This window comes from Methylomusa anaerophila (assembly GCF_003966895.1).
GTDB lineage: Bacteria > Bacillota > Negativicutes > Sporomusales > Sporomusaceae > Methylomusa > Methylomusa anaerophila.
Window position 1 is genome coordinate 4,073,778 of record NZ_AP018449.1, and the last position, 19,493, is coordinate 4,093,270.

Here is a 19,493-nt window from a genome sequence, read left to right on the forward strand (position 1 = left end):
TTCCTTATCGTCATCACCTTATCACCTTATCACCTTTAACGTTTTCCAGACATCTTTACATATCTTGAGCAGCGGCTGCATGCTTGTCACTTTTTTAAAAATGAGCACCCGTTTAGCCCGCTTGGGCATTGTAGGTACTTTCGCTACTTGATATGCCGTTTCATTGGCAATACGAGTGTACAAATCAAACGCATAGGGAATATCCTGCATAAGCCTGGCTGTACCGGCATTTGCTTTTAAATCCTGCATTATAAAGCTTTCATCAAGCAAAGTTTTATATAGATACAACTTTTTAACCGAATAATCCCCGCTGACTTTCGCGGCATATGCGGCCTGCGCTGCGAAATATCCCGACCACATTGCTAAATTAAATCCATGAGTACCATTTACCAATGACGCGGCATCTCCGACAATCAAAAGTCCCGGATGCACCAATTGGGGTATAGCGTTATACCCTCCCTCAGGAATCATTGCACCGCCATATTCTAATGTAACGCCCCCGGTTAATAAAGGATACATATGGGGGTGTTTTTTTATGCGCTCTAATAAGTCATTGGGACTGAGTCCGGCTTGAGCCAAACAGGCTAACGACATGCCAACACTAAGATTAATACTCTCACGGAAGATATGAAGGGACGCTGTGCCATTAAAACCGGCTGTAGGATAACCAATTAATCTAATAATACTTCCGTTGCCAGGCGGAAGATTAAATCGCTCCTCGATCACTTTTGAAGGTAAGGCAATTGATTCTTTCACATACAAAGAAGTATCCTGGGGAGATATTCTTGGTATAAGACCGCTCCGTTCTGCTAATAACGAATTTACACCATCCGCCAAGACAATAATATCAGCCCAAAAACAATATTTCTGCGGGGGAGAAATTTGGACGCCTACCGCTTGCGCCTGGGACTGACACTCATCAAACAAAACTTCGTTTACATAATGATCAAGTAACAAAGTTGCTCCGGCATTTACGGCTTTGTTTGCTAACCATTTATAGAGGCTGGAACGTTTAATGGAAAAACGGTTGTAGGGGGCAGCTGCAAGTTTAGTGCTGCGAAATCTGACCGATAGTACAGAATCATCCGTTAACCACCAATATGCATGGTCGGTAATCAATCGCTCACATTCTACTTCGTCCCAAAAATTTGGAAATAGTTTATGAGTATGTTCAGCAATTATGGAAGAACCGCCACAATTCTTTGCTCCGGGATATGGTCCCCGTTCCAATAAAACTACATTCAGGCCTTGTTTCGCCATAAAATATGCTGCTGAAGATCCGGCTGGTCCTGCTCCAACAACAATGACGTCATATTTTTTTATTTCCGATTCTAAGGGAAAGGGAATTTTCTTGGTATTAAAAAATTGCTTACCGGGCTTAATGGTTATCTTCTTGGGTTTAGTCATTTGCTACCTTCTTTAAGCATCTATTCTTACTTTATATTTATTATATTTATTCTTTACTATCCTATGGTAATTCATGCTGCGAAACAAAAATCTTCATTTGGTAGCAAACAGGAGTATAAGCCAGTATTGTTTACATAAAAAATAATATTTAATATTATTCCGTTTATACGGAATTTGCATCTATCCTTACAAACATGTATAGTAAGGTACATGCCTAATTTCCGGCCATACTTCGGAAAACGGAGGAACCAACAGTGGGGTGAATCCGCATTGCGGTAGGGGCGTCCCTTTGCTCCGAACCCGTCAGCTAACTTCGTAGGCATTTAGAAAGGGGAAATTTAAAATGAAAAATATTAAACAAATTCTCTTCAGTGTAGTAACGATTGCTGCTCTGGCACTAGCTGTGTGGACACCGATAGCCTCTGCCGGAGTTAACTCGCAGCAAGGTATAAGCCACAACTCTCCGGAAAACTATAAGAATGTTCTGAACGCGGTAGCTACCGCTTACGCACCGGGACCTCATGATAACGGAAAATGGGGTAATCTAACTCACATCGGTACGCAAGTACGTCCTGGGGTTATTGCTGTAGATCCCCGTGTTATTCCCCTCGGCACCAAGCTCTATATTGAGTTTGCAAATGGTCAAGGCATGTATGGTGTGGCTGAAGATACCGGCGGTGCAATTAAAGGGAACCGTATTGATATCGCCATGTGGACGGTAAAAGAGGCGTATAAGTTTGGTATCCAAGATGTCAAAGTGTATGTTCTTAAGTAACATCCAGAACACCCGGAATTATCCGGGTGTTTTTTCATAATTGAGTGATTATACTATTTTTAAGTAATCACATAAAAAGTGGTAGATTTGGCCAGTTTATTTATGTTATTATAATTGAAATACATACGCACTTTATTATCAAATTACGAAAGGAGTTTAATAATGTGTTTGACAATAAATTCGGTCCGGAAGGATTAACTTTTGACGACGTACTTTTAGTGCCGGCTAAATCTGATGTTCTACCCCGTGATGTGAATGTTAACACTAATCTTACAAAAAATGTCAAGCTTAATATACCACTTATTAGCTCGGGTATGGATACAGTTACTGAGGCGAGAATGGCGATTGCGATGGCCCGTGAAGGAGGGTTGGGCGTAATACATAAAAATATGCCCATTGAACGTCAGGCTAATGAAATTGATAAGGTAAAACGTTCTGAGCATGGTATTATTGTTGACCCCATATTCTTATCGCCAACCAACACCTTGCAAGATGCCCATAAATTGATGGAAAAATACCGAATATCCGGGGTACCGGTCACAGAGAACGGCAAACTTGTCGGCATACTAACGAATCGGGATTTGCGATTTGAAACCGATCTTACTCGCAAGATTAGCGAGTGCATGACCCGGGAGCACTTAATAACTGCCGCCGTAGGCACTTCGTTAACAGAGGCCAAAGAAATCCTGCATCAGCATCGAATCGAAAAACTGCCACTTGTGGATTCCAATGGCTATTTAAAAGGCTTAATTACTATTAAAGATATCGAAAAGGCTCAAAAGTATCCTAATTCGGCAAAAGATGCGAAAGGAAGATTATTAGTTGCTGCTGCCATTGGTGTCGGGGCAGATTCAATGGACCGTGTTGAGGCCATAGTGGCGGCTAAAGTCGATGTAATTGTTTTGGATACTGCTCACGGCCATTCCCGCGGAGTAATTGAAGCCGTTAAAAAAATTAAAGCTGCGTTTCCTCATATTGATCTTATTGCCGGCAATGTAGCCACAGGCGAAGCCACCTTTGATCTCATCGAAGCTGGCGCTGACGCAGTTAAAGTCGGTATTGGCCCAGGTTCAATTTGTACTACACGTATTATTGCCGGTATTGGGGTTCCGCAAATCACTGCTGTCTATAATTGTGCCCAAGTAGGTAAACGTTTTGATGTGCCAATTATCGCCGACGGCGGCATCAAATATTCCGGCGATATTGCTAAAGCCATTGCCGCCGGAGCCAATGTAGTCATGGTTGGCAATTTATTGGCAGGCACCGAGGAAAGCCCGGGTGAAATGATCATCTATCAAGGACGCAGTTATAAAGTTTACCGGGGAATGGGATCTCTTGGCGCTATGGCCCAGGGCAGCAAAGACCGTTACTTCCAGGAAAACATGGATAAGCTGGTCCCGGAAGGCATAGAGGGAAGAGTTCCATATAAAGGATCGGTAGCCGATACCGTTTTTCAGTTAATTGGCGGATTAAGAGCAGGAATGGGATACTGTGGAGTACGCAATATCGATGAATTAATTAATAAGACTCAATTTATAAAAATTACTGGTGCCGGATTAAAAGAAAGTCATCCCCACGATGTCAGCATTACCAAAGAAGCACCAAATTACAGCTTATAAATCAGTAAACCGTTCTGGATTTTCCAGAGCGGTTTTGTCTCACTAAATAGGTAACTTAGAAATCTGCACTCTTATATGTAAAAGTTTAGTAACCTTGGGAGATACTATTTGTATTAGAGGAGTGTGGAACAAATGCGCAAGTATGCTACTCGCTGTATTGTAATATTATTAATATGTATGATTTATTTACCACTCAATATAACCTACGCATTCTTCGGTTTACCGGATACAGATAATCTTGAAAATTTGCAGCATGCTGCAGCCACCCAGGTTTTTGATATAAATGGACAGCTTATATCAAAATTATTTTTTGAAAACCGTATTGTAGTAAGTATAAATAATATTTCCCCTTATATACAACAAGCTATCATCGCCAATGAAGACAGTCGTTTTTATAGTCATTGGGGTATAGATCCGGTCGGAATCGTGCGGGCAATATGGGTAGATATCCGTCAAGGCAGTTTTATCGAAGGCGGTAGTACGATCACTCAGCAACTGGCCAAAAATATGTTTTTGACCCAAGAACGGACGTTTACCCGTAAGTTGAAAGAAATATTACTTGCCCTGGTAATTGAAAGAAAGTTTTCCAAGCAGGAAATACTGCAAGCTTATTTAAATCAGGTATATTTTGGTGAAGGTGCCTATGGAGCGGAAGCTGCAGCCCAAGTTTATTTTGGCAAGCGCGCCAAAGATCTTACCTTGGCAGAAAGTGCTTTAATCGCCGGTCTACCCCGGGGTCCTAATATTTACTCACCTTATGTTGATACCAAAGCCGCATTACAGCGTCGCTCTGAGGTGTTAACAGGAATGGTAAAAGAGGGATACATCACACCTGAGCAAGCACAGCGTTCGCAAACCGAACCCATAGTTTTAGCAGGCAAAAAAAAACGGGTAGTCCAAGCTTCTTACTTTCTTGACTTTTTATCGCAGGAACTAGTTGGACGTTATGGCGCCAATCGTGTATATAAGGGTGGACTAAAAGTTTATACAACACTAGATATCAAACAGCAACAAGCTGCCGAGGCCGTTCTCGGTCAATACCAGGGAGCGGTATTGGCCCTTGATCCCCGGAATGGGTATATTAAAGCTATGGTTGGGGGAAGAAACTACGAAGAAAGTCAAATTAACCGGGTAATAGCGGAAATACGCCAGCCAGGTTCGGCCTTCAAACCCTTTCTTTACGCGGCTGCTCTTAATCAAGGCTTAACAGCAAGCTCTGTTATCGTAGATGAACCGATCAATATCAATGGTTATAAGCCACAAAATTATGATAAAAAAAACCGGGGACCAATAACTTTAAAAAAAGCATTACGCTGGTCTGTCAATGTAGCCGCGGTTAAATTAGGACAACAAGTTGGAATGGATCAAGTATTAAATTTGGCAAGAACTATGGGTATTTCAACGTTGACTGCCGAAGATAACAACTTGGCTGCAGCCTTAGGTGGATTGACGCAAGGGGTTAACCTCTTTGAGCTAACGGCTGCTTATACGGCGTTTGCTAATTCAGGTATCCTATCCAAACCTATTGGAATAATAAAGGTTCTTGATGAAAAGGATCAGGTGCTTGAAGAAACGCGCCTGTCGCAACAGGCGGTTTTAAAACCGGAAACCGCATATATATTAACCGACATGTTAAAAGGTGTTATCGCAAACGGGACTGGTACCACAGCTAATATTGGACGTCCGGCAGCAGGAAAAACAGGAACAACCGATAACTATGAAACAGCATGGTTCATTGGTTATACTCCCGATTTATTATTGGGAATCTACGTTGGCAATGATGATCGGAAACCGGTAGGTATCTCCGGAACTGAAGTTGCCGGCATGTGGAACAAGATGATGAGTCAAGTTACCGCCGGCACCCCATCTAGCGACTTTGCCATTCCTCCCAATGTAATATCAGGTATAGCCATTTGTGCCGATACGGGAAAACTCGCAACCAAAGCCTGTCCAGAGATCGAATATAGTGCATTTGTCAAAGGCACACAACCAACAACTTTTGATACCCGTCCATCACTAGTCCCAATCCCTAAAGAGCAACCCAGCACGCCTGCACCGGAACGTAAACCGTTTTGGAAACTTCCTTGGCGATTGCCGGGACTATAAAGTTATGGTACAATGTGCTAGGAAGTTATATTTATTATTACTCAATGATTTCTAAACAGTTCGTGAATATTCTGATAAGCTGGGCCAATACCAATACTGTGATAACCATGATATTGGATAAAGGAGACTTTTGAGTAGTGAGCAATCAAGCTACCGTGCTTGACGTAAAGATTGATTCAGTAACAATGAATAGTGCTTTGTCAATTGCAGAACGCTTCATCGCAGAAAAGAAACCTCATATGATTGCAACAGCCAATGCGGAAATGGTAATGCTTGCCCACCAAGACAGTGAGTTAGCCGGGATTCTTGGGCAATCCGACTTGGTACTTCCTGACGGAGCAGGGGTTGTATGGGCTGCACGTTATCTAGGATATACTATGCCTGAACGGGTTGCCGGTTATGACTTTACACAGCAACTTTTGGCTCGCTCTGCCGAAAAAGGCTATCGAGTATATATGTTTGGCAGCAAGCCGGAAATTATTGAAAAGGCAAGGGAAAATGCAATCACCCGCTACCCTGGTTTAAACATTGTAGGAGTACGTCATGGATACTATACCGCTGCGGACGAGCAGGCCATCATCGATGATGTTATAGCAAAAAATCCGGATATTTTGCTTGTTGCGCTGGGCATTCCCAAACAGGAAAAATGGATTGCCAAAAATATGTATACCTTAAAAATACCAATAAATATAGGAGTTGGCGGAACATTTGATGGTATGGCGGGTGTAGTAAAACGGGCGCCACTTTGGATGCAGCAAGCCAACTTAGAATGGCTGTTTCGCCTCCTTCTCCAACCTCAACGTATTGTTCGCATGCGGGCACTACCTGAATTTGCTCTCCGAGTTATGTTATCAGGCAAAAAGTGTTAGACAAAGTAAATTATGTGTATTATACTGATATATTAGAGTGGAATGGTTATGTAGATATATAGCAAGTTTCTACTTGCTTTTTGTTTTGATTACAGTGAGGGAGGTTTTGTGCAGGGAGGTGTGAGGTATATAGATGGTAAAAACTCCTATTGTTAAAGAAGGGTACATTTACATTGCAATTCTTGGCTTGATAACAGCCCTAGTAGCGTTGGCAGTTAACCCATATTGGAGTATTATCCCGGGAGTTCTAATGACATTTGTTACCTTCTTTTTCCGCAATCCAAATCGAAAAGCACCGGATGATGACTCATTAATACTTTCTCCGGCAGACGGCAAAGTAATGAGTGTATGTGAAGTATACGACGATCAGTTTCTAAATGATGTTGGCTATAAAGTAACAATTTTCTTGTCTGTTTTTGACGTGCATATAAATAGAAGTCCCATATCAGGCGAAATAATATTTCAGCAATATACATGCGGTCGATTCCGTCCTGCTTATAAGGAATCCGCAGGTTGTGAAAATGAACGTCATGCAATTGGATTAGAAAACGAAAAAATGAAGGTGTTAGTTACTCAAATTGCTGGCATTCTTGCCCGCCGCATTGTATCATGGGTTACCCTTGGTAGCATACTTAAACGGGGCGAAAGGTATGGTCTTATCAAATTTGGCTCTTGTACCGAGTTAATCGTGCCCAAAAACGTGGATATATTAGTAAAAAAGGGGGACAGGGTAAAAGGCGGCAAGACAGTGATAGGGAGGTTGCTGCAGTAGTGAGAAATATTATTCCTAACATGCTGACTGCATTTAACTTAATATTAGGTGTTTTTGCGATTATTGCTTCTTTCCATAATAATTTTTTTTATGCGGCGCTGCTGATAGTTGCCGCTATGGTAGCTGATGGGTTGGATGGCAGAGTTGCGCGACACTTCCAGGCTAGCAGCGATTTCGGCAAAGAATTGGATTCTTTATGTGATTTGGTTTCTTTCGGCGTAGCACCCGCTGTACTTGCTTATGTTTTTATGCTAAAGGACTTTGGACTGGCAGGCTGGATTATTGTTGCTCTTTTTGCGACTTGCGGCGCTTTACGCTTGGCTCGCTTCAATGTCGATGCTACAAAAATCAAAGGTTATTTTATGGGCTTGCCTATTCCAGCTGCCGGTTGCGTTGTAGCTACTTTTGTAATGCTTGATATTAAACCATCCGGGTGGTTATTCCCAGTTATGATTACGCTGTTTGGATATTTGATGATAAGTACTGTAAAATACCCGGATTTTAAGGGAAAAGGTGAAAAACTTAGATTCGTTCCTGCTACCATAACTTTAGTTGTCGCAGGCTACATCCTTTATTTGATTCCCCAGAGTATATTATTTGTTTCCTTTTTTGCTTATGCCTTATTTGGAATTTTGAATACACTGTTTTCCTTGTTTGACTAAGTTTGACTAAGAAATCAACTGTCTAAACCTTGGGCTTTCTAAACAAAGTTTGTTTTGTATAGTATAAATTACGTCCTTTAACCTCATAGTAAACATTTTAATTCATAATTAATATTAATAATTAATTACCTTGATTATCTTTGATTATTCTTTGATTAATTACCTTGAGGCAAGAAGCATATTATATTATCGTTACAAGCTTTTTAAAGAAATACCAATAAAAAATCCTGAAATTCTGTAATATAATAAAGTATAATGGAAACCGCAATCAGGATTTTTACAAGGAGCATATTAACTCATGAACTATATTTTTGACTACATAATGGTTCCAATACAACTTATAATCGTATTTTTTACATTATATTATTTTATTCTATCCTTATTTGGCATATTTAAATTTAAAGAGAAAAAGATCCTAACCCCTAGGAATACTTTTGCTATCATTGTTGCTGCTCATAATGAGGAACAGGTAATTGGTCAATTGATCGAAAATCTGCATGTTTTAAATTATCCCCGCGAGTTATATGATGTTTACGTGATAGCAGATAACTGTAAGGACCAGACAGCGCAGATTGCCCGTTCGGCTGGCGCATTAGTCTACGAGCGTTTCAACACCGAGTTCAAAGGTAAAGGTTATGCATTGGAGTGGATGTTTGAAAAACTTTTCCAATCGAAACGCCAGTACGAGGCTGTTGTTATTTTTGATGCCGATAATCTCGTTGATCCTAACTTTTTGCTGGAAATGAATAGCCGTCTATGTAAAGGGGAAAGAGTAATTCAAGGTTACCTGGATGCGAAAAATCCAAATGACACCTGGATTTCCGCAACTTTCGCGCTTTCATTTTGGGTAGTTAACCATATCTGGCATTTAGCAAAATATAATATAGGTTTATCCAGTGTACTTGGTGGTACAGGTATGTGTATCGCCACGGATGTTTTGAAAGAATACGGTTGGGGTGCAACTTGCCTTACTGAAGATATGGAATTCACCATGAAAGTGCTTCTCAAAGGAATAAGAACAACCTGGGCTCATGATGCCATTGTTTATGACGAGAAACCGCTGACATTTCGGCAGTCTTGGAATCAGCGTAAACGGTGGGCCCAAGGTCATTTCGATGTTGCGGGACGTTATATTCCCCGCCTTTTGGTTGAAGGATTCAAACGGCGTGATATCCGAATTTTAGACGGTGTTCTTCACCTGCTGCAACCGCATTTTCTGCTTCTGTCCACTACATTTTTGCTATTTAGTTACTTGTACCATATCGCACCTTTTTACACTAATATTTTGTATATGATATTGCCGGTCGAGGTTTGGACTATTATCGCCATTGGGCAGTATATTTTTCCTGTCATTGTTTTATTCAAAATACGTGCCCATTGGAAATCCTGGTTTTATATGCTGTTTTATCCCTTATTTGTTTATAGCTGGATACCAATAACCTTTTTTGGATTTTTGCACCGGAACAACAGGGTCTGGAGCCATACACAACATACTCGCGGTCTCAGCTACCAGGACATTTTGTTAAGCAATTCTGATGAATTCTCTAAGGAAAATCCCTTCTAAGCAGGCAGGCTATCAAAAGAGGTGAGTTTCTCTAACTCATCTCTTTTTGTAACTATTCGCCTTAGTAATTACTTTTTTTGTCCTATAGGGGATGCTTTGAATATTTACAGGCAGGGTGTTAAACTATATTGCCAAGGAAAGGTGGATATCTATGTATGAATTGACAATAATAGCAGAATTTGAGGCTGCTCATCGTCTTCCTGAATATCCGGGTAAATGCTGCCGCTTGCATGGCCATAACTGGAAAGTTGAAGTTACCATTGCAGGTACGAAACTAAATAAACAAGGTATGGTAATAGATTTCCGGGAATTTAAATCAGCGGTAGGTAAAGTAATTGATCAATTGGACCATTATTACCTTAACGAGCTTGAGGCTTTCCAAGAAGTGTATCCAACCGCCGAAAACATCGCCAAATATATTTATGATAAATTAAATGACCATCCTTCCTTCACCGATGCCAGTGATTTAAACGTTCGCTGCATAACCGTGTGGGAATCGCCCCGTTCCGCCGTGAAATATTGCCCTGGAGAATAATAATGACGGAAAAACATATGACTGGTAATAATACAATTAATCTAGTCGAAGTTTTCTCTTCCATTCAAGGAGAAGGTCTGTATGTTGGCTGTAGACAGCTTTTTGTCCGCTTGGCGGGATGCAATTTGGCATGTTCCTATTGCGATACCCAGGACTCCAAAATTATGCCGCAACAGGCAAAATTTGAACAATTCCCGGGGAAACGCAATTTCCGGGCTGTTAATAATCCGCTGAACATTGAAAAACTGGCGGAGCATCTCAATTGCTTGCTTCGTCTGCCGCATCACTCCGTTAGTATAACCGGAGGAGAACCGCTATGCCAGCCGGTTGCCATTTCGCAATTGTTACCTTTACTAAAGGCGCCTATATATTTGGAGACGAATGGGACTCTGACCGACAATTTGGCCTTGATCTTGCCCTATATTAGAATAATCAGCATGGATATAAAACTGCCAAGTTCAACCGGCAAATCCTATTGGCAAGAACATTCTTCTTTTCTTGAAATAGCAAAACAGCGTGAAGTCTTCGTCAAAATTGTGATTACATCTGCAACCATGCAGTCTGAAATGGAACAGGCAGTAGATTTAATTGCATCTATTGACTACAGTATACCTCTAGTTTTACAGCCGGTAACTCCATATAACGGCTATGAAGCTATATCACCTGACGATATGCTTTTTTTTCAAGAAAAAGCATTATCAAAACTTGCCGATGTACGTGTAATTCCGCAAACTCATAAATTTATAGGACAAATGTAATTCCTCTTTAGGAGTGATGATTCTTTTGCATATTTTGCTAACGAATGATGATGGTATCAACGCCCCGGGTATCCAAACTTTATGGCAGGAATTATCCAAAATAGCGAATATCACCGTCGTCGCTCCTGACAGTGAGCGTAGTGCCTCCAGTCAGGCAATCACTGTCCACCACCCAATTCGCGTTGACCGTCACTGTGTTGAAGAACCGCCAATTTGCGCTTGGCAAGTGGGCGGAACGCCCACTGATTGTGTTAAAATAGCTTTAGATGCGTTGCTGACTGAACCACCGGATGTTGTCGTTTCGGGTATCAATCAAGGTTCCAACTTGGGAACTGACGTACTATACTCTGGAACCGTGAGTGCAGCAATCGAAGGAGCATTGCACGGGATTCCTGCCGTAGCTGTATCTTTAGACAGTTGGCATCCTTTTGATTTTGGCCCCGCGGCCAAAATTACATCAAAAATTGTTTTGTCTTTAATCGAAAAAAAGCTGCCGCCGAATACATTATTAAATGTTAACATTCCAGCACTGCCAGAAAGCCAACTGGGCCAAATCTCGATTACAAAACTCGGGTCGCGAAACTACGAAAACACCTTTGAACGCCGTGAAGATCCACGGGGAAGAATATATTATTGGATGGGTGGCAGAATAGTTGACAGTGATAACGATCCTGATACCGATATTATAGCAATCAAGCAAGGTAAAATTTCTGTGACGCCGATCCATTTTGACTTGACAAATTACAGGATTATGAATTTATTAGCGACCTGGGAAATGTAAATCGTAAATCGATCTGTCTGGCATATTATTAAAAATTCTGCATAATATTTACAGTAGAATGCTATTAGGAGGGAGTAGCGTGGCTAAAATCTCCCGGCGTATGCACAACTACTCTGATACCCCAAGATCAGTAAGCATTCCCCTGGCTATATTCAAAGGAGTCATCGTCAGTATTACCTCATCTCTAGTTTTTGCCCTTTTTTTTGCTTTAATCAGCATGGTATCGGATTCTAACTATATAGATAAATATTTGGAGTATATCGTGGTTGCAATTACTTTGACCAGTATTTTTATTGGCAGCGTCTACGCCACTCAGCAAATAGAATCTAAGGGTCTCATTATTGGAATTACTGTTGGTCTGATTTATGTGCTTTTTTCTGTAGGAATTGGGATGGAATTAGGGCAGGAGCCGGTTTCGCTTCTGGTTCTTGGAAATAAGCTTGCTGCCGGAATCCTCGCTGGGGCACTCGGGGGATTTATCGGAGTAAATTTATAAATTTTGCTTTATTTTTATATTCTCAAGGTATCCAAACAGTTTATTGCGTCCCGGGAGAGACGCATAAGTACAATCTAAATGTGTAACTGAACAAACAGGAGCTGAACGGCTCCTGTTTGTTCAGTTACACACATTATACTCTAATGGCGATAGTTTGAAACATCTGTTAACATCTGTTATACAGATGTTAACATTCAACAAATAAAATAAATTCTGCAGGGAATGAAGAACCTCATGACGAATATTATTTTTTCGGGTAACGTCGCCCAAAACTTGGGTATTGTCATCTATGCACTGAAAGTCCCCGTTTGGGAACCCCGGCTGAAATCTCCATGTTTTCCAAAATTGGTGGAGACCTGGTTGGTATGACAAATGTTCCGGAGGTGATCATTGCCCATGAAGCCGAAATGTGTTACGCTACCGTTTCTGATTCTGAATACCTTAAAAAATAAGTGGTGATATTAGCTTGAACACTATGGTATGGTCAAACAATTGTCTGAAATTATTGGATCAAACACTTTTGCCCGGGCAGGTTGAATATATTTATTGTCACAGTTGGGAAAGGATAGCAGAAGCGATAAAGAAATTGGAAGTAAGAGGAGCGCCGGCAATCGGAGCGGCAGCCGCCTTTGCTATGGTCTTTGGCGCCCGCGAGGCGGCGGCGGCAAATTCCTGGAACGCTTTCAAAACTGCTTTGTTGTCTGTTTCAAAGCAACTTGCGCAAACTCGCCCTACCGCAGTAAATCTTTTCTGGGCATTAAAACGCATGGAAGAAGTAGTCGAGCGCTTCGATGAGAACAGTAGTCCTGGCGAAGTATTGACTGCTTTGGAACAAGAAGCTATTGCCATAGCGGAAGAAGATAAAGCAGTTAACCAAAAGATATCTAAATACGGCGCATCACTATTCACCGCACCCCAAGCCGTCTTAACCCATTGTAACGCCGGCGCCCTGGCAACTGTTGCTCTGGGGACGGCCCTGGGAGTCATCCGTGAGGCGAAAGCACAAGGGAATATTACCAAAGTATTTGTTGACGAAACAAGACCTTTACTTCAGGGAGCCAGGCTGACAGCCTGGGAACTTCACCAGGATGGAATCCCGGTGACATTAATAACGGACAATACGGCAGGCTGGGTTATGAAGAATAAAATGGTACAGTCGGTAATCGTTGGAGCGGACCGAATTGCCCGTAACGGAGATGTTGCCAACAAAATTGGCACTTACAGTGTGGCCGTTCTGGCTAGAGAACACGGAATTCCGTTTTACGTAGCCGCGCCTGTCTCAACTTTTGATTTTTCCATCAAAACCGGCAACGATATTCCCATTGAAGAACGCTGTGCCAATGAAGTTAAATCTTTTGGGGGATGCTGCATTGCTCCGGAAGGCATTTCCGTTTTTAATCCAGCATTTGATGTCACTCTGAATTCTCTCGTCACGGCTATTATTACCGAACACGGTGTATTACGTGCGCCGTATGAACAAGCCATTGAAAAATTGTATCAAATAAGCAAGAAATCTAAATAAGTAAAAGAAAGGTGGTAATATTATGGAATCCCTTATCCGCGATCTTTCTCTAGCTCCTCAAGGTCAGGACAAAATTAACTGGGTAAAAGAATTTATGCCTGTGTTGAATGTATTAAATGATGAACTATCTCAAACCAAGCCTTTAGCAGGGAAAAATATGGTTATTACCATGCATTTGGAGGCTAAAACAGCTTATTTGGCACTCGTTATGAAGAATGCCGGGGCCAATGTCACGGTAACCGGCAGTAATCCGCTTTCTACGCAAGACGATGTTGCCGCAGCGCTTGCCTCCCAAGGTGTTAAAGTATTTGCCTGGTATAACTGTACCGCGGAAGAATATGAAAACTTCCTGCACAAGGCCCTTGACACTAAACCGGAGATTATCATTGACGACGGCGGTGACTTGGTTTCTCTGCTTCACGGGGAACGCAGCGATTTGGCGGCAAATATTTTAGGTGGCTCGGAAGAAACTACTACCGGCGTCCTGCGTCTCAGAGCCCTTGCGGCAGCCGGTCGCCTCAAGTTTCCCATGATTGCGGTGAATGACGCCTATTGCAAATACCTTTTCGATAATCGTTACGGTACCGGTCAATCAACCTGGGATGGCATTATGAGAACTACCAATCTTACCGTTACCGGCAAGACAGTCGTTATCGCCGGCTACGGGTGGTGCGGCAAAGGGGTATCGATGCGCGCCAAGGGATTGGGAGCCAATGTGATCGTTACTGAAATCGATCCCATCAAAGCCATTGAGGCGGTATTTGACGGTTTTATCGTTCTGCCGATGCAGGAAGCAGCTTCCCGCGGCGATATTTTTGTAACTTTGACCGGCTGTAAAGACGTAATTCGCCGCGAGCACATGGAAGTGATGAAATCCGGCGCCGTTATGGCCAATGCCGGCCACTTTGATGTGGAAATTAATAAACACGACCTTGCCGCTCTGTCAAAGTCCCGCCGAGTTGTGCGTAAAAACATAGAAGAGTTTGCCATGACCGACGGTCGTAAGCTATATCTGTTAGCCGAGGGACGCTTGGTCAATTTAGCTGCCGGCGATGGTCATCCTACTGAAATTATGGATCTCTCCTTTGCCATGCAAGCCTTGGCTGCGCTTCATATAGTTGAGAACCATAAACAGATGGACAAATCCCTCTATACTGTGACTCCGGAAATGGATAATCGCGTTGCGGCGCTAAAACTAAAAGCAATGGGGGTTTCAATTGACAATTTGACGGAAGAACAGGCCGCATACCTAAGTCAAGCCTAACATGATGAAACAGGTCATTCAGGATAGTCTGGATAGTGTGGAATATGCACAAAAAGAAGTATTGGCCATAGGCTGTATGCTGCTGGATAAAGGTCTTGTATCAGGAACGTGGGGAAATGTCAGTACTCGCATTCCTGATGCGGACTGTATCGCTGTCACTCCGTCAGGAAAGCCCTATCACGAACTTAAGTTTGAAAATATTGTTATTGTCGATAAAACAGGTAATGTTATTCGCGGTGACTTCAAACCAACATCCGAATTATCTTTACATCTCACCATTTATAAAGCCAGACCAGATATAAAAGCCATCGTCCACACTCATAGCGTATTTGCCAGTGCTTGTGCTGTGGCACATCGATCTATTCCGCCGATTATTGAAGATTTGGTACAACTTGCAGGCGGAAGTATTGATGTAGCCCCTTATGCGCTGCCGGGGACCGCCGAACTTGCGCTTAATGCGGTAAATACCTTGGGAAATAAGCAAGCTGTGCTATTAGCAAATCATGGTGTGGTTGGCTGCGGCCGATCGCTGCCGGAAGCATTCATAGCCTGCGAACTAGTCGAGAAAGCCGCGCAAATATATATCCATGCAAACATTTTGGGCGGGGCAAAAACATTAAGCCCCGCGGACGTAAAAGTAATGCATGACCTATACCTCAACAGTTATCAAAAGCACCCGTAGACTGAATCTTGGAGGGTCTTAAATGACAAAGCTACTGCTTAAAGGTGGAGAAGTATTATGCGCCGACGGTCAAATTCGAACCGTCGACGTTGCAATTGCAGACTCTGTCGTTGCCCAGGTGGGCAACGTAGACAGTACATGGATGGCGGAACAAATAATTGACTGTAAGGACAAGCTGATACTTCCGGGTTTTGTTAATACCCATACTCACGCCGCCATGACTCTTTTGCGTAGCTACGCAGATGATATGAAGCTAATGGACTGGCTTGAAAACAGAATTTGGCCGGCTGAAGATAACCTCACTGGTGAAGATGTCTATTGGGGCACAATGCTGGCAATAGCGGAAATGATTAAAACAGGCACTACCACTTTTGCGGATATGTATTTCTTTATGCCGGAAGTAGCAAAAGCCGTCTCTGAAAGCGGTATCCGAGCCGTTCTGGCAAGAGGAATGGTGGGAGTAGCTCCTACTGCCGACAAGTCATTGACCGAAAGCGAAGAGTTCTATAACGAATGGAATAACGCCTGTGACGGTAGAATAACCGTTATGCTCGGCCCGCATGCTCCTTATACCTGTCCGCCGGAGTATCTTAAAAAAGTAATTTCATTGGCGGAACGCTTAGGCGCGGAAATTCATATTCATCTGGCTGAAACAGCAGGCGAAGTGGCTGAGTGTATTAAACAATACGGTATGTCTCCCATTGCGCTGATGAAAAAAGTTGGATTGTTTGATTTTGGTACACTCGCTGCTCACTGTGTACATATCTCACCCGAAGATATTTCTATTCTGCGGGAAAAAGGAGTGCGGGTTGCTCATAACCCGGGAAGCAATATGAAGCTAGCCAGCGGAGTAGCTCCTGTACCGGACATGCTGGAAGCAAAGATTTGTGTCGGTCTGGGAACAGATGGCGCCGCAAGCAATAATAATCTCGACATGTTGGAAGAAATTCGTCTGGCAGCTATGCTTCACAAAGTTCATCGACTTGATCCTTTAGCTGTTCCGGCGGCAACAGCCATTGATATGGCCACAGTACAAGGTATACAAGCATTAAATCTCGACAAACTAGGTAAAATTGAGGTTGGCTATAAAGCCGATATCACCGTTTTTGATATGCAAAATCCACACTGGTACCCCAGACACGATCGTCTTTCACTTCTGGTGTACGCGGCGCAAGGAAATGATGTACACACTGTCATAGTTAACGGTAAAATACTACTTAATAATCGCCAACTCACAATGATTGATGAAGAACGCTTGTTCCGGGAGTTACAAATCAGAGGAATGAAACTGGTAAGCAATATCAATAAGTAAAATAAGTAAAATGCAATTAAGAAAAATTGCTTGACTATTCATTTGTTAACAGGAATTTAAGCTTAGGCATGGAATATACCTACTATTCGTTTGTCCAGATAGGCTCAAACCAAATGACCGGAGGAAATGGAATGTTTGAACAGGCTGACCGAATGCAGGGTTTGTCTTCAGCAATTTTTTCGCAAGTAGATGACTTACGAAAATCCGAAACTGCCGCCGGCAAAGATGTAATTACGCTCAGTATAGGCAGCCCCGACATGTCGCCAGCGCCTCATATAATTGCAGCCTTAAAGCAATCCGCTGATTGTTGCTTCAATTACGGGTACACACTGACTAAAGGTTCTACCGACTTGCTGCAGGCAATAACGGCTTGGTATGAAAATAAATTTGGCGTAATATTAGACCCGCAAACTGAAGTTCACTCACTGATCGGATCACAAGAAGGATTGGCTCATATTTCCTTATGCCTCATAAATCCCGGTGATGTGGTCTTGATACCTGACCCTGGCTATCCCATTTACAGTGCCGGACCTCTGATTGCGGGGGCAGAATTATATCGCCTGCCGCTCACGGCAGCTAACAACTACTTGCCTGATTTGTCTGCCATTGATCCTTCAGTACTCCGCAGAGCGAAAATGATGATCTTAAACTATCCCAATAACCCATTAGCCGCGACAGCGCCGCGTGAATTCTTGCAGGAAGTCGTTCACTTTGCCAGGCGCTACGAAATATTGGTCTGTTATGATTTTGCCTACAGTGATCTGGTTTTTGACAATTACCGTCCCGACAGTTTTTTATCCCTCCCGGGAGCAAAAGATATCGCCATTGAGTTTAATTCACTTTCCAAAACCTATAGTATGGCAGGTTGCCGGGTTGGGTATGCAGTAGGAAATAGCAAGGTATTATCCTTACTGGGACGGCTAAAATCGAACTTTGATTATGGCATCTTTTATCCCCTGCAGCAAGCAGCCGTTGCAGCATTAACCGGTCCTCAGGATTGTATTATTGCAACGGCCGCCTGCTATCAGCGAAGAAGAGATATCATTGTGGACGGTCTCAACTCTATGGGTTGGAAAGTTTCCCGCCCGAAAGCCTCTATGTATGTTTGGGCGCCTGTTCCTACAAAGGAATCTTCATTTAATTTTACCGTATCTTTACTAAAAAACACAGGAGTTGCTGTCATCCCAGGCAGCGCCTTTGGCAACTGCGGCGAGGGATACGTCCGAATTGCACTGGTCCAGCCGGAACATCGTCTGGAAGAAGCAGTTCTCCGGATAAAAAAATGGTTCAACACTCTCAAATAGGAGGATTTGGTAATGCGGGCATTGAATTTCTATTCATCAAACTATCATAGTCAGCTAGTTTGCCGACGTAAAGCCTGTACCATCCGGTTGGGTGATAAAACCAATAAATATTCGGAAGGGGATATAGTCTGGATAACCGTTGGTAAGCGGTTTTCACAAAAGAAAAGAATATATACCGCAGTTATAGACCGTATACTCGTCAAGCCTATCTCGCAATTAACCATGGATGACTTGCACGGAGAGAACCCGGATATTGCCAGCATCGATGATTTAATGGTCTTTCTCCAATCAATTTATGATAAGACACTTACATGTGGTGACATTGTTACTGTCGTGTATTTTTCAGAAATCATCGAATAGCGAGTGTAATATAAAATCATAATAATAAAGGGGTGTATTTCGTTGTCGAAACAAATTCCAGTTGGTATTTCAGCCCGCCACGTACATGTAACCCGTGAGCATCTTGATATTCTGTTTGGCGAAGGATATCAACTTACAGTGAAAAAAGATCTCTCCCAGCCTGGCCAATATGCTGCCAATGAACAAGTGGATATCGTAACTGAAAAAGGCACTTTCAAGAATGTTCGCATTCTTGGACCCGAACGCAAACAAACTCAGGTAGAAATCGCTTTAACTGACGCCCTGAAACTGGGAGTTAATCCCCCGGTACGCGACTCAGGTGATCTAAAAGGATCCGTCGGAGTCACTGTTATCGGACCTAAAGGTCAAGTCAAAATTGAAGAGGGCGTTATTGTAGCCTGTCGGCATATTCACATGACGCCTGCCGATGCCGCAGAATTCGGAGTTAAAGACAAGGAAATTGTCAAAGTTTGTGTCGGCGGTGATCGCGGTTTAATTTTTGACAATGTTCTGGTCAGAGTGAACGATAATTTCAAGCTTGAACTGCACCTTGACACAGATGAAGGAAATGCAGCCAAAGTTTCTACCGGCAGCACGGTCGCTATTGTTAAATAATTGTTGTCTATCCAAAACCCCGTGTTGAACAAACATGGGGTTTCCATTTTATCCCCATCCTTAACATTTATGACATTTAGGACATTTAGG

19 protein-coding genes, 1 pseudogene and 1 riboswitch are annotated in these 19,493 nt (G+C 42.6%); of the genes and pseudogenes, 19 read left to right on the forward strand and 1 reads right to left on the reverse strand.

The annotated features are described in order from the left end of the window. Nucleotides 1-21 precede the first annotated feature (21 nt). Nucleotides 22-1,407, reverse strand: a complete 1,386-nt coding sequence (locus tag MAMMFC1_RS18550) for an FAD-dependent oxidoreductase (RefSeq protein WP_126309935.1) — start codon at nt 1,405-1,407, stop codon at nt 22-24. 201 nt (nt 1,408-1,608) lie between these two features. Beyond that, nucleotides 1,609-1,745, forward strand: a riboswitch (cyclic di-AMP (ydaO/yuaA leader). Between the two features lie 5 nt (nt 1,746-1,750). Between MAMMFC1_RS18550 and MAMMFC1_RS21875 the strand changes: the two genes are divergently transcribed. The 19 genes and pseudogenes from MAMMFC1_RS21875 to pduL all read left to right on the forward strand — a co-directional run bounded on the left by MAMMFC1_RS21875 (nt 1,751) and on the right by pduL (nt 19,403). Continuing rightward, nucleotides 1,751-2,182 carry a 3D domain-containing protein gene (locus tag MAMMFC1_RS21875; protein WP_126309936.1) on the forward strand — a complete coding sequence of 144 codons (432 nt, stop codon included), beginning with the start codon at nt 1,751-1,753 and terminating at the stop codon, nt 2,180-2,182. A gap of 164 nt (nt 2,183-2,346) precedes the next feature. Then, entirely contained in the window at nt 2,347-3,801 is a 1,455-nt protein-coding gene (gene guaB, locus MAMMFC1_RS18560) for an IMP dehydrogenase (protein ID WP_126309937.1), read from the forward strand. A gap of 132 nt (nt 3,802-3,933) precedes the next feature. Beyond that, nucleotides 3,934-5,907, forward strand: coding sequence for a transglycosylase domain-containing protein (locus MAMMFC1_RS18565; RefSeq protein WP_126309938.1), 1,974 nt, complete (start codon nt 3,934-3,936; stop codon nt 5,905-5,907). A gap of 137 nt (nt 5,908-6,044) precedes the next feature. After that, complete coding sequence (locus MAMMFC1_RS18570) at nt 6,045-6,776, forward strand: WecB/TagA/CpsF family glycosyltransferase (protein ID WP_174234387.1); 732 nt, start codon at nt 6,045-6,047, stop codon at nt 6,774-6,776. A gap of 133 nt (nt 6,777-6,909) precedes the next feature. Then, nucleotides 6,910-7,548, forward strand: coding sequence for a phosphatidylserine decarboxylase family protein (locus tag MAMMFC1_RS18575; protein WP_126309939.1), 639 nt, complete (start codon nt 6,910-6,912; stop codon nt 7,546-7,548). Then, complete coding sequence (gene pssA, locus MAMMFC1_RS18580) at nt 7,548-8,210, forward strand: CDP-diacylglycerol--serine O-phosphatidyltransferase (protein ID WP_126309940.1); 663 nt, start codon at nt 7,548-7,550, stop codon at nt 8,208-8,210. Before MAMMFC1_RS18575 ends, pssA begins: the two co-directional genes overlap by 1 nt. A 298-nt stretch (nt 8,211-8,508) precedes the next feature. Beyond that, entirely contained in the window at nt 8,509-9,774 is a 1,266-nt protein-coding gene (locus tag MAMMFC1_RS18585; RefSeq protein ID WP_126309941.1) for a glycosyltransferase family 2 protein, read from the forward strand. Nucleotides 9,775-9,925: 151 nt separating this feature from the next. Then, complete coding sequence (gene queD, locus MAMMFC1_RS18590; protein ID WP_126309942.1) at nt 9,926-10,309, forward strand: 6-carboxytetrahydropterin synthase QueD; 384 nt, start codon at nt 9,926-9,928, stop codon at nt 10,307-10,309. A gap of 2 nt (nt 10,310-10,311) precedes the next feature. Further along, nucleotides 10,312-11,067 (forward strand): 7-carboxy-7-deazaguanine synthase QueE, encoded by a 756-nt coding sequence (locus tag MAMMFC1_RS18595; protein WP_232035534.1) that lies wholly within the window; start codon nt 10,312-10,314, stop codon nt 11,065-11,067. 16 nt (nt 11,068-11,083) lie between these two features. Continuing rightward, nucleotides 11,084-11,848 carry a 5'/3'-nucleotidase SurE gene (surE, locus tag MAMMFC1_RS18600; protein WP_232035535.1) on the forward strand — a complete coding sequence of 255 codons (765 nt, stop codon included), beginning with the start codon at nt 11,084-11,086 and terminating at the stop codon, nt 11,846-11,848. Nucleotides 11,849-11,927: 79 nt separating this feature from the next. Continuing rightward, nucleotides 11,928-12,344 (forward strand): TIGR04086 family membrane protein, encoded by a 417-nt coding sequence (locus MAMMFC1_RS18605; protein WP_232035536.1) that lies wholly within the window; start codon nt 11,928-11,930, stop codon nt 12,342-12,344. Between the two features lie 299 nt (nt 12,345-12,643). Continuing rightward, nucleotides 12,644-12,796: pseudogene (locus tag MAMMFC1_RS18610) on the forward strand (phosphorylase family protein); the annotation flags it as partial. Between the two features lie 23 nt (nt 12,797-12,819). After that, nucleotides 12,820-13,866: an S-methyl-5-thioribose-1-phosphate isomerase gene (gene mtnA, locus MAMMFC1_RS18615; protein WP_126310761.1), complete on the forward strand. Its 1,047-nt coding sequence runs from the start codon at nt 12,820-12,822 to the stop codon at nt 13,864-13,866. A 22-nt stretch (nt 13,867-13,888) separates the two neighbouring features. Then, on the forward strand, nt 13,889-15,130 hold the full coding sequence (locus tag MAMMFC1_RS18620) for an adenosylhomocysteinase (protein ID WP_126309945.1): 1,242 nt from the start codon (nt 13,889-13,891) through the stop codon (nt 15,128-15,130). A gap of 4 nt (nt 15,131-15,134) precedes the next feature. Further along, entirely contained in the window at nt 15,135-15,812 is a 678-nt protein-coding gene (locus tag MAMMFC1_RS18625; protein ID WP_126310763.1) for a class II aldolase/adducin family protein, read from the forward strand. A 22-nt stretch (nt 15,813-15,834) separates the two neighbouring features. After that, nucleotides 15,835-17,124, forward strand: coding sequence for an amidohydrolase (locus tag MAMMFC1_RS18630; protein WP_126309946.1), 1,290 nt, complete (start codon nt 15,835-15,837; stop codon nt 17,122-17,124). Between the two features lie 131 nt (nt 17,125-17,255). Beyond that, nucleotides 17,256-18,428, forward strand: a complete 1,173-nt coding sequence (locus MAMMFC1_RS18635; protein WP_126309947.1) for an aminotransferase class I/II-fold pyridoxal phosphate-dependent enzyme — start codon at nt 17,256-17,258, stop codon at nt 18,426-18,428. 12 nt (nt 18,429-18,440) lie between these two features. After that, entirely contained in the window at nt 18,441-18,788 is a 348-nt protein-coding gene (locus MAMMFC1_RS18640; protein ID WP_126309948.1) for an ASCH domain-containing protein, read from the forward strand. Between the two features lie 42 nt (nt 18,789-18,830). Then, a complete protein-coding gene (pduL, locus tag MAMMFC1_RS18645; RefSeq protein ID WP_197723851.1) occupies nt 18,831-19,403 on the forward strand; it encodes a phosphate propanoyltransferase in 573 nt (190 codons plus the stop codon). Nucleotides 19,404-19,493: the final 90 nt, after the last annotated feature.

Excerpts from the sequence above, each read along its gene's own strand:
- MAMMFC1_RS18550 (WP_126309935.1), bottom strand. The coding sequence starts at position 1,407 with ATGACTAAACCCAAGAAGATAACCATTAAGCCCGGTAAGCAATTTTTT.
- MAMMFC1_RS21875 (WP_126309936.1), top strand. The coding sequence starts at position 1,751 with ATGAAAAATATTAAACAAATTCTCTTCAGTGTAGTAACGATTGCTGCT.
- MAMMFC1_RS18565 (WP_126309938.1), top strand. The coding sequence starts at position 3,934 with ATGCGCAAGTATGCTACTCGCTGTATTGTAATATTATTAATATGTATG.
- MAMMFC1_RS18575 (WP_126309939.1), top strand. The coding sequence starts at position 6,910 with ATGGTAAAAACTCCTATTGTTAAAGAAGGGTACATTTACATTGCAATT.
- MAMMFC1_RS18585 (WP_126309941.1), top strand. The coding sequence starts at position 8,509 with ATGAACTATATTTTTGACTACATAATGGTTCCAATACAACTTATAATC.
- queD (WP_126309942.1), top strand. The coding sequence starts at position 9,926 with ATGTATGAATTGACAATAATAGCAGAATTTGAGGCTGCTCATCGTCTT.
- MAMMFC1_RS18595 (WP_232035534.1), top strand. The coding sequence starts at position 10,312 with ATGACGGAAAAACATATGACTGGTAATAATACAATTAATCTAGTCGAA.
- surE (WP_232035535.1), top strand. The coding sequence starts at position 11,084 with ATGATTCTTTTGCATATTTTGCTAACGAATGATGATGGTATCAACGCC.
- mtnA (WP_126310761.1), top strand. The coding sequence starts at position 12,820 with ATGGTATGGTCAAACAATTGTCTGAAATTATTGGATCAAACACTTTTG.
- MAMMFC1_RS18620 (WP_126309945.1), top strand. The coding sequence starts at position 13,889 with ATGGAATCCCTTATCCGCGATCTTTCTCTAGCTCCTCAAGGTCAGGAC.
- MAMMFC1_RS18625 (WP_126310763.1), top strand. The coding sequence starts at position 15,135 with ATGAAACAGGTCATTCAGGATAGTCTGGATAGTGTGGAATATGCACAA.
- MAMMFC1_RS18630 (WP_126309946.1), top strand. The coding sequence starts at position 15,835 with ATGACAAAGCTACTGCTTAAAGGTGGAGAAGTATTATGCGCCGACGGT.
- MAMMFC1_RS18635 (WP_126309947.1), top strand. The coding sequence starts at position 17,256 with ATGTTTGAACAGGCTGACCGAATGCAGGGTTTGTCTTCAGCAATTTTT.
- MAMMFC1_RS18640 (WP_126309948.1), top strand. The coding sequence starts at position 18,441 with ATGCGGGCATTGAATTTCTATTCATCAAACTATCATAGTCAGCTAGTT.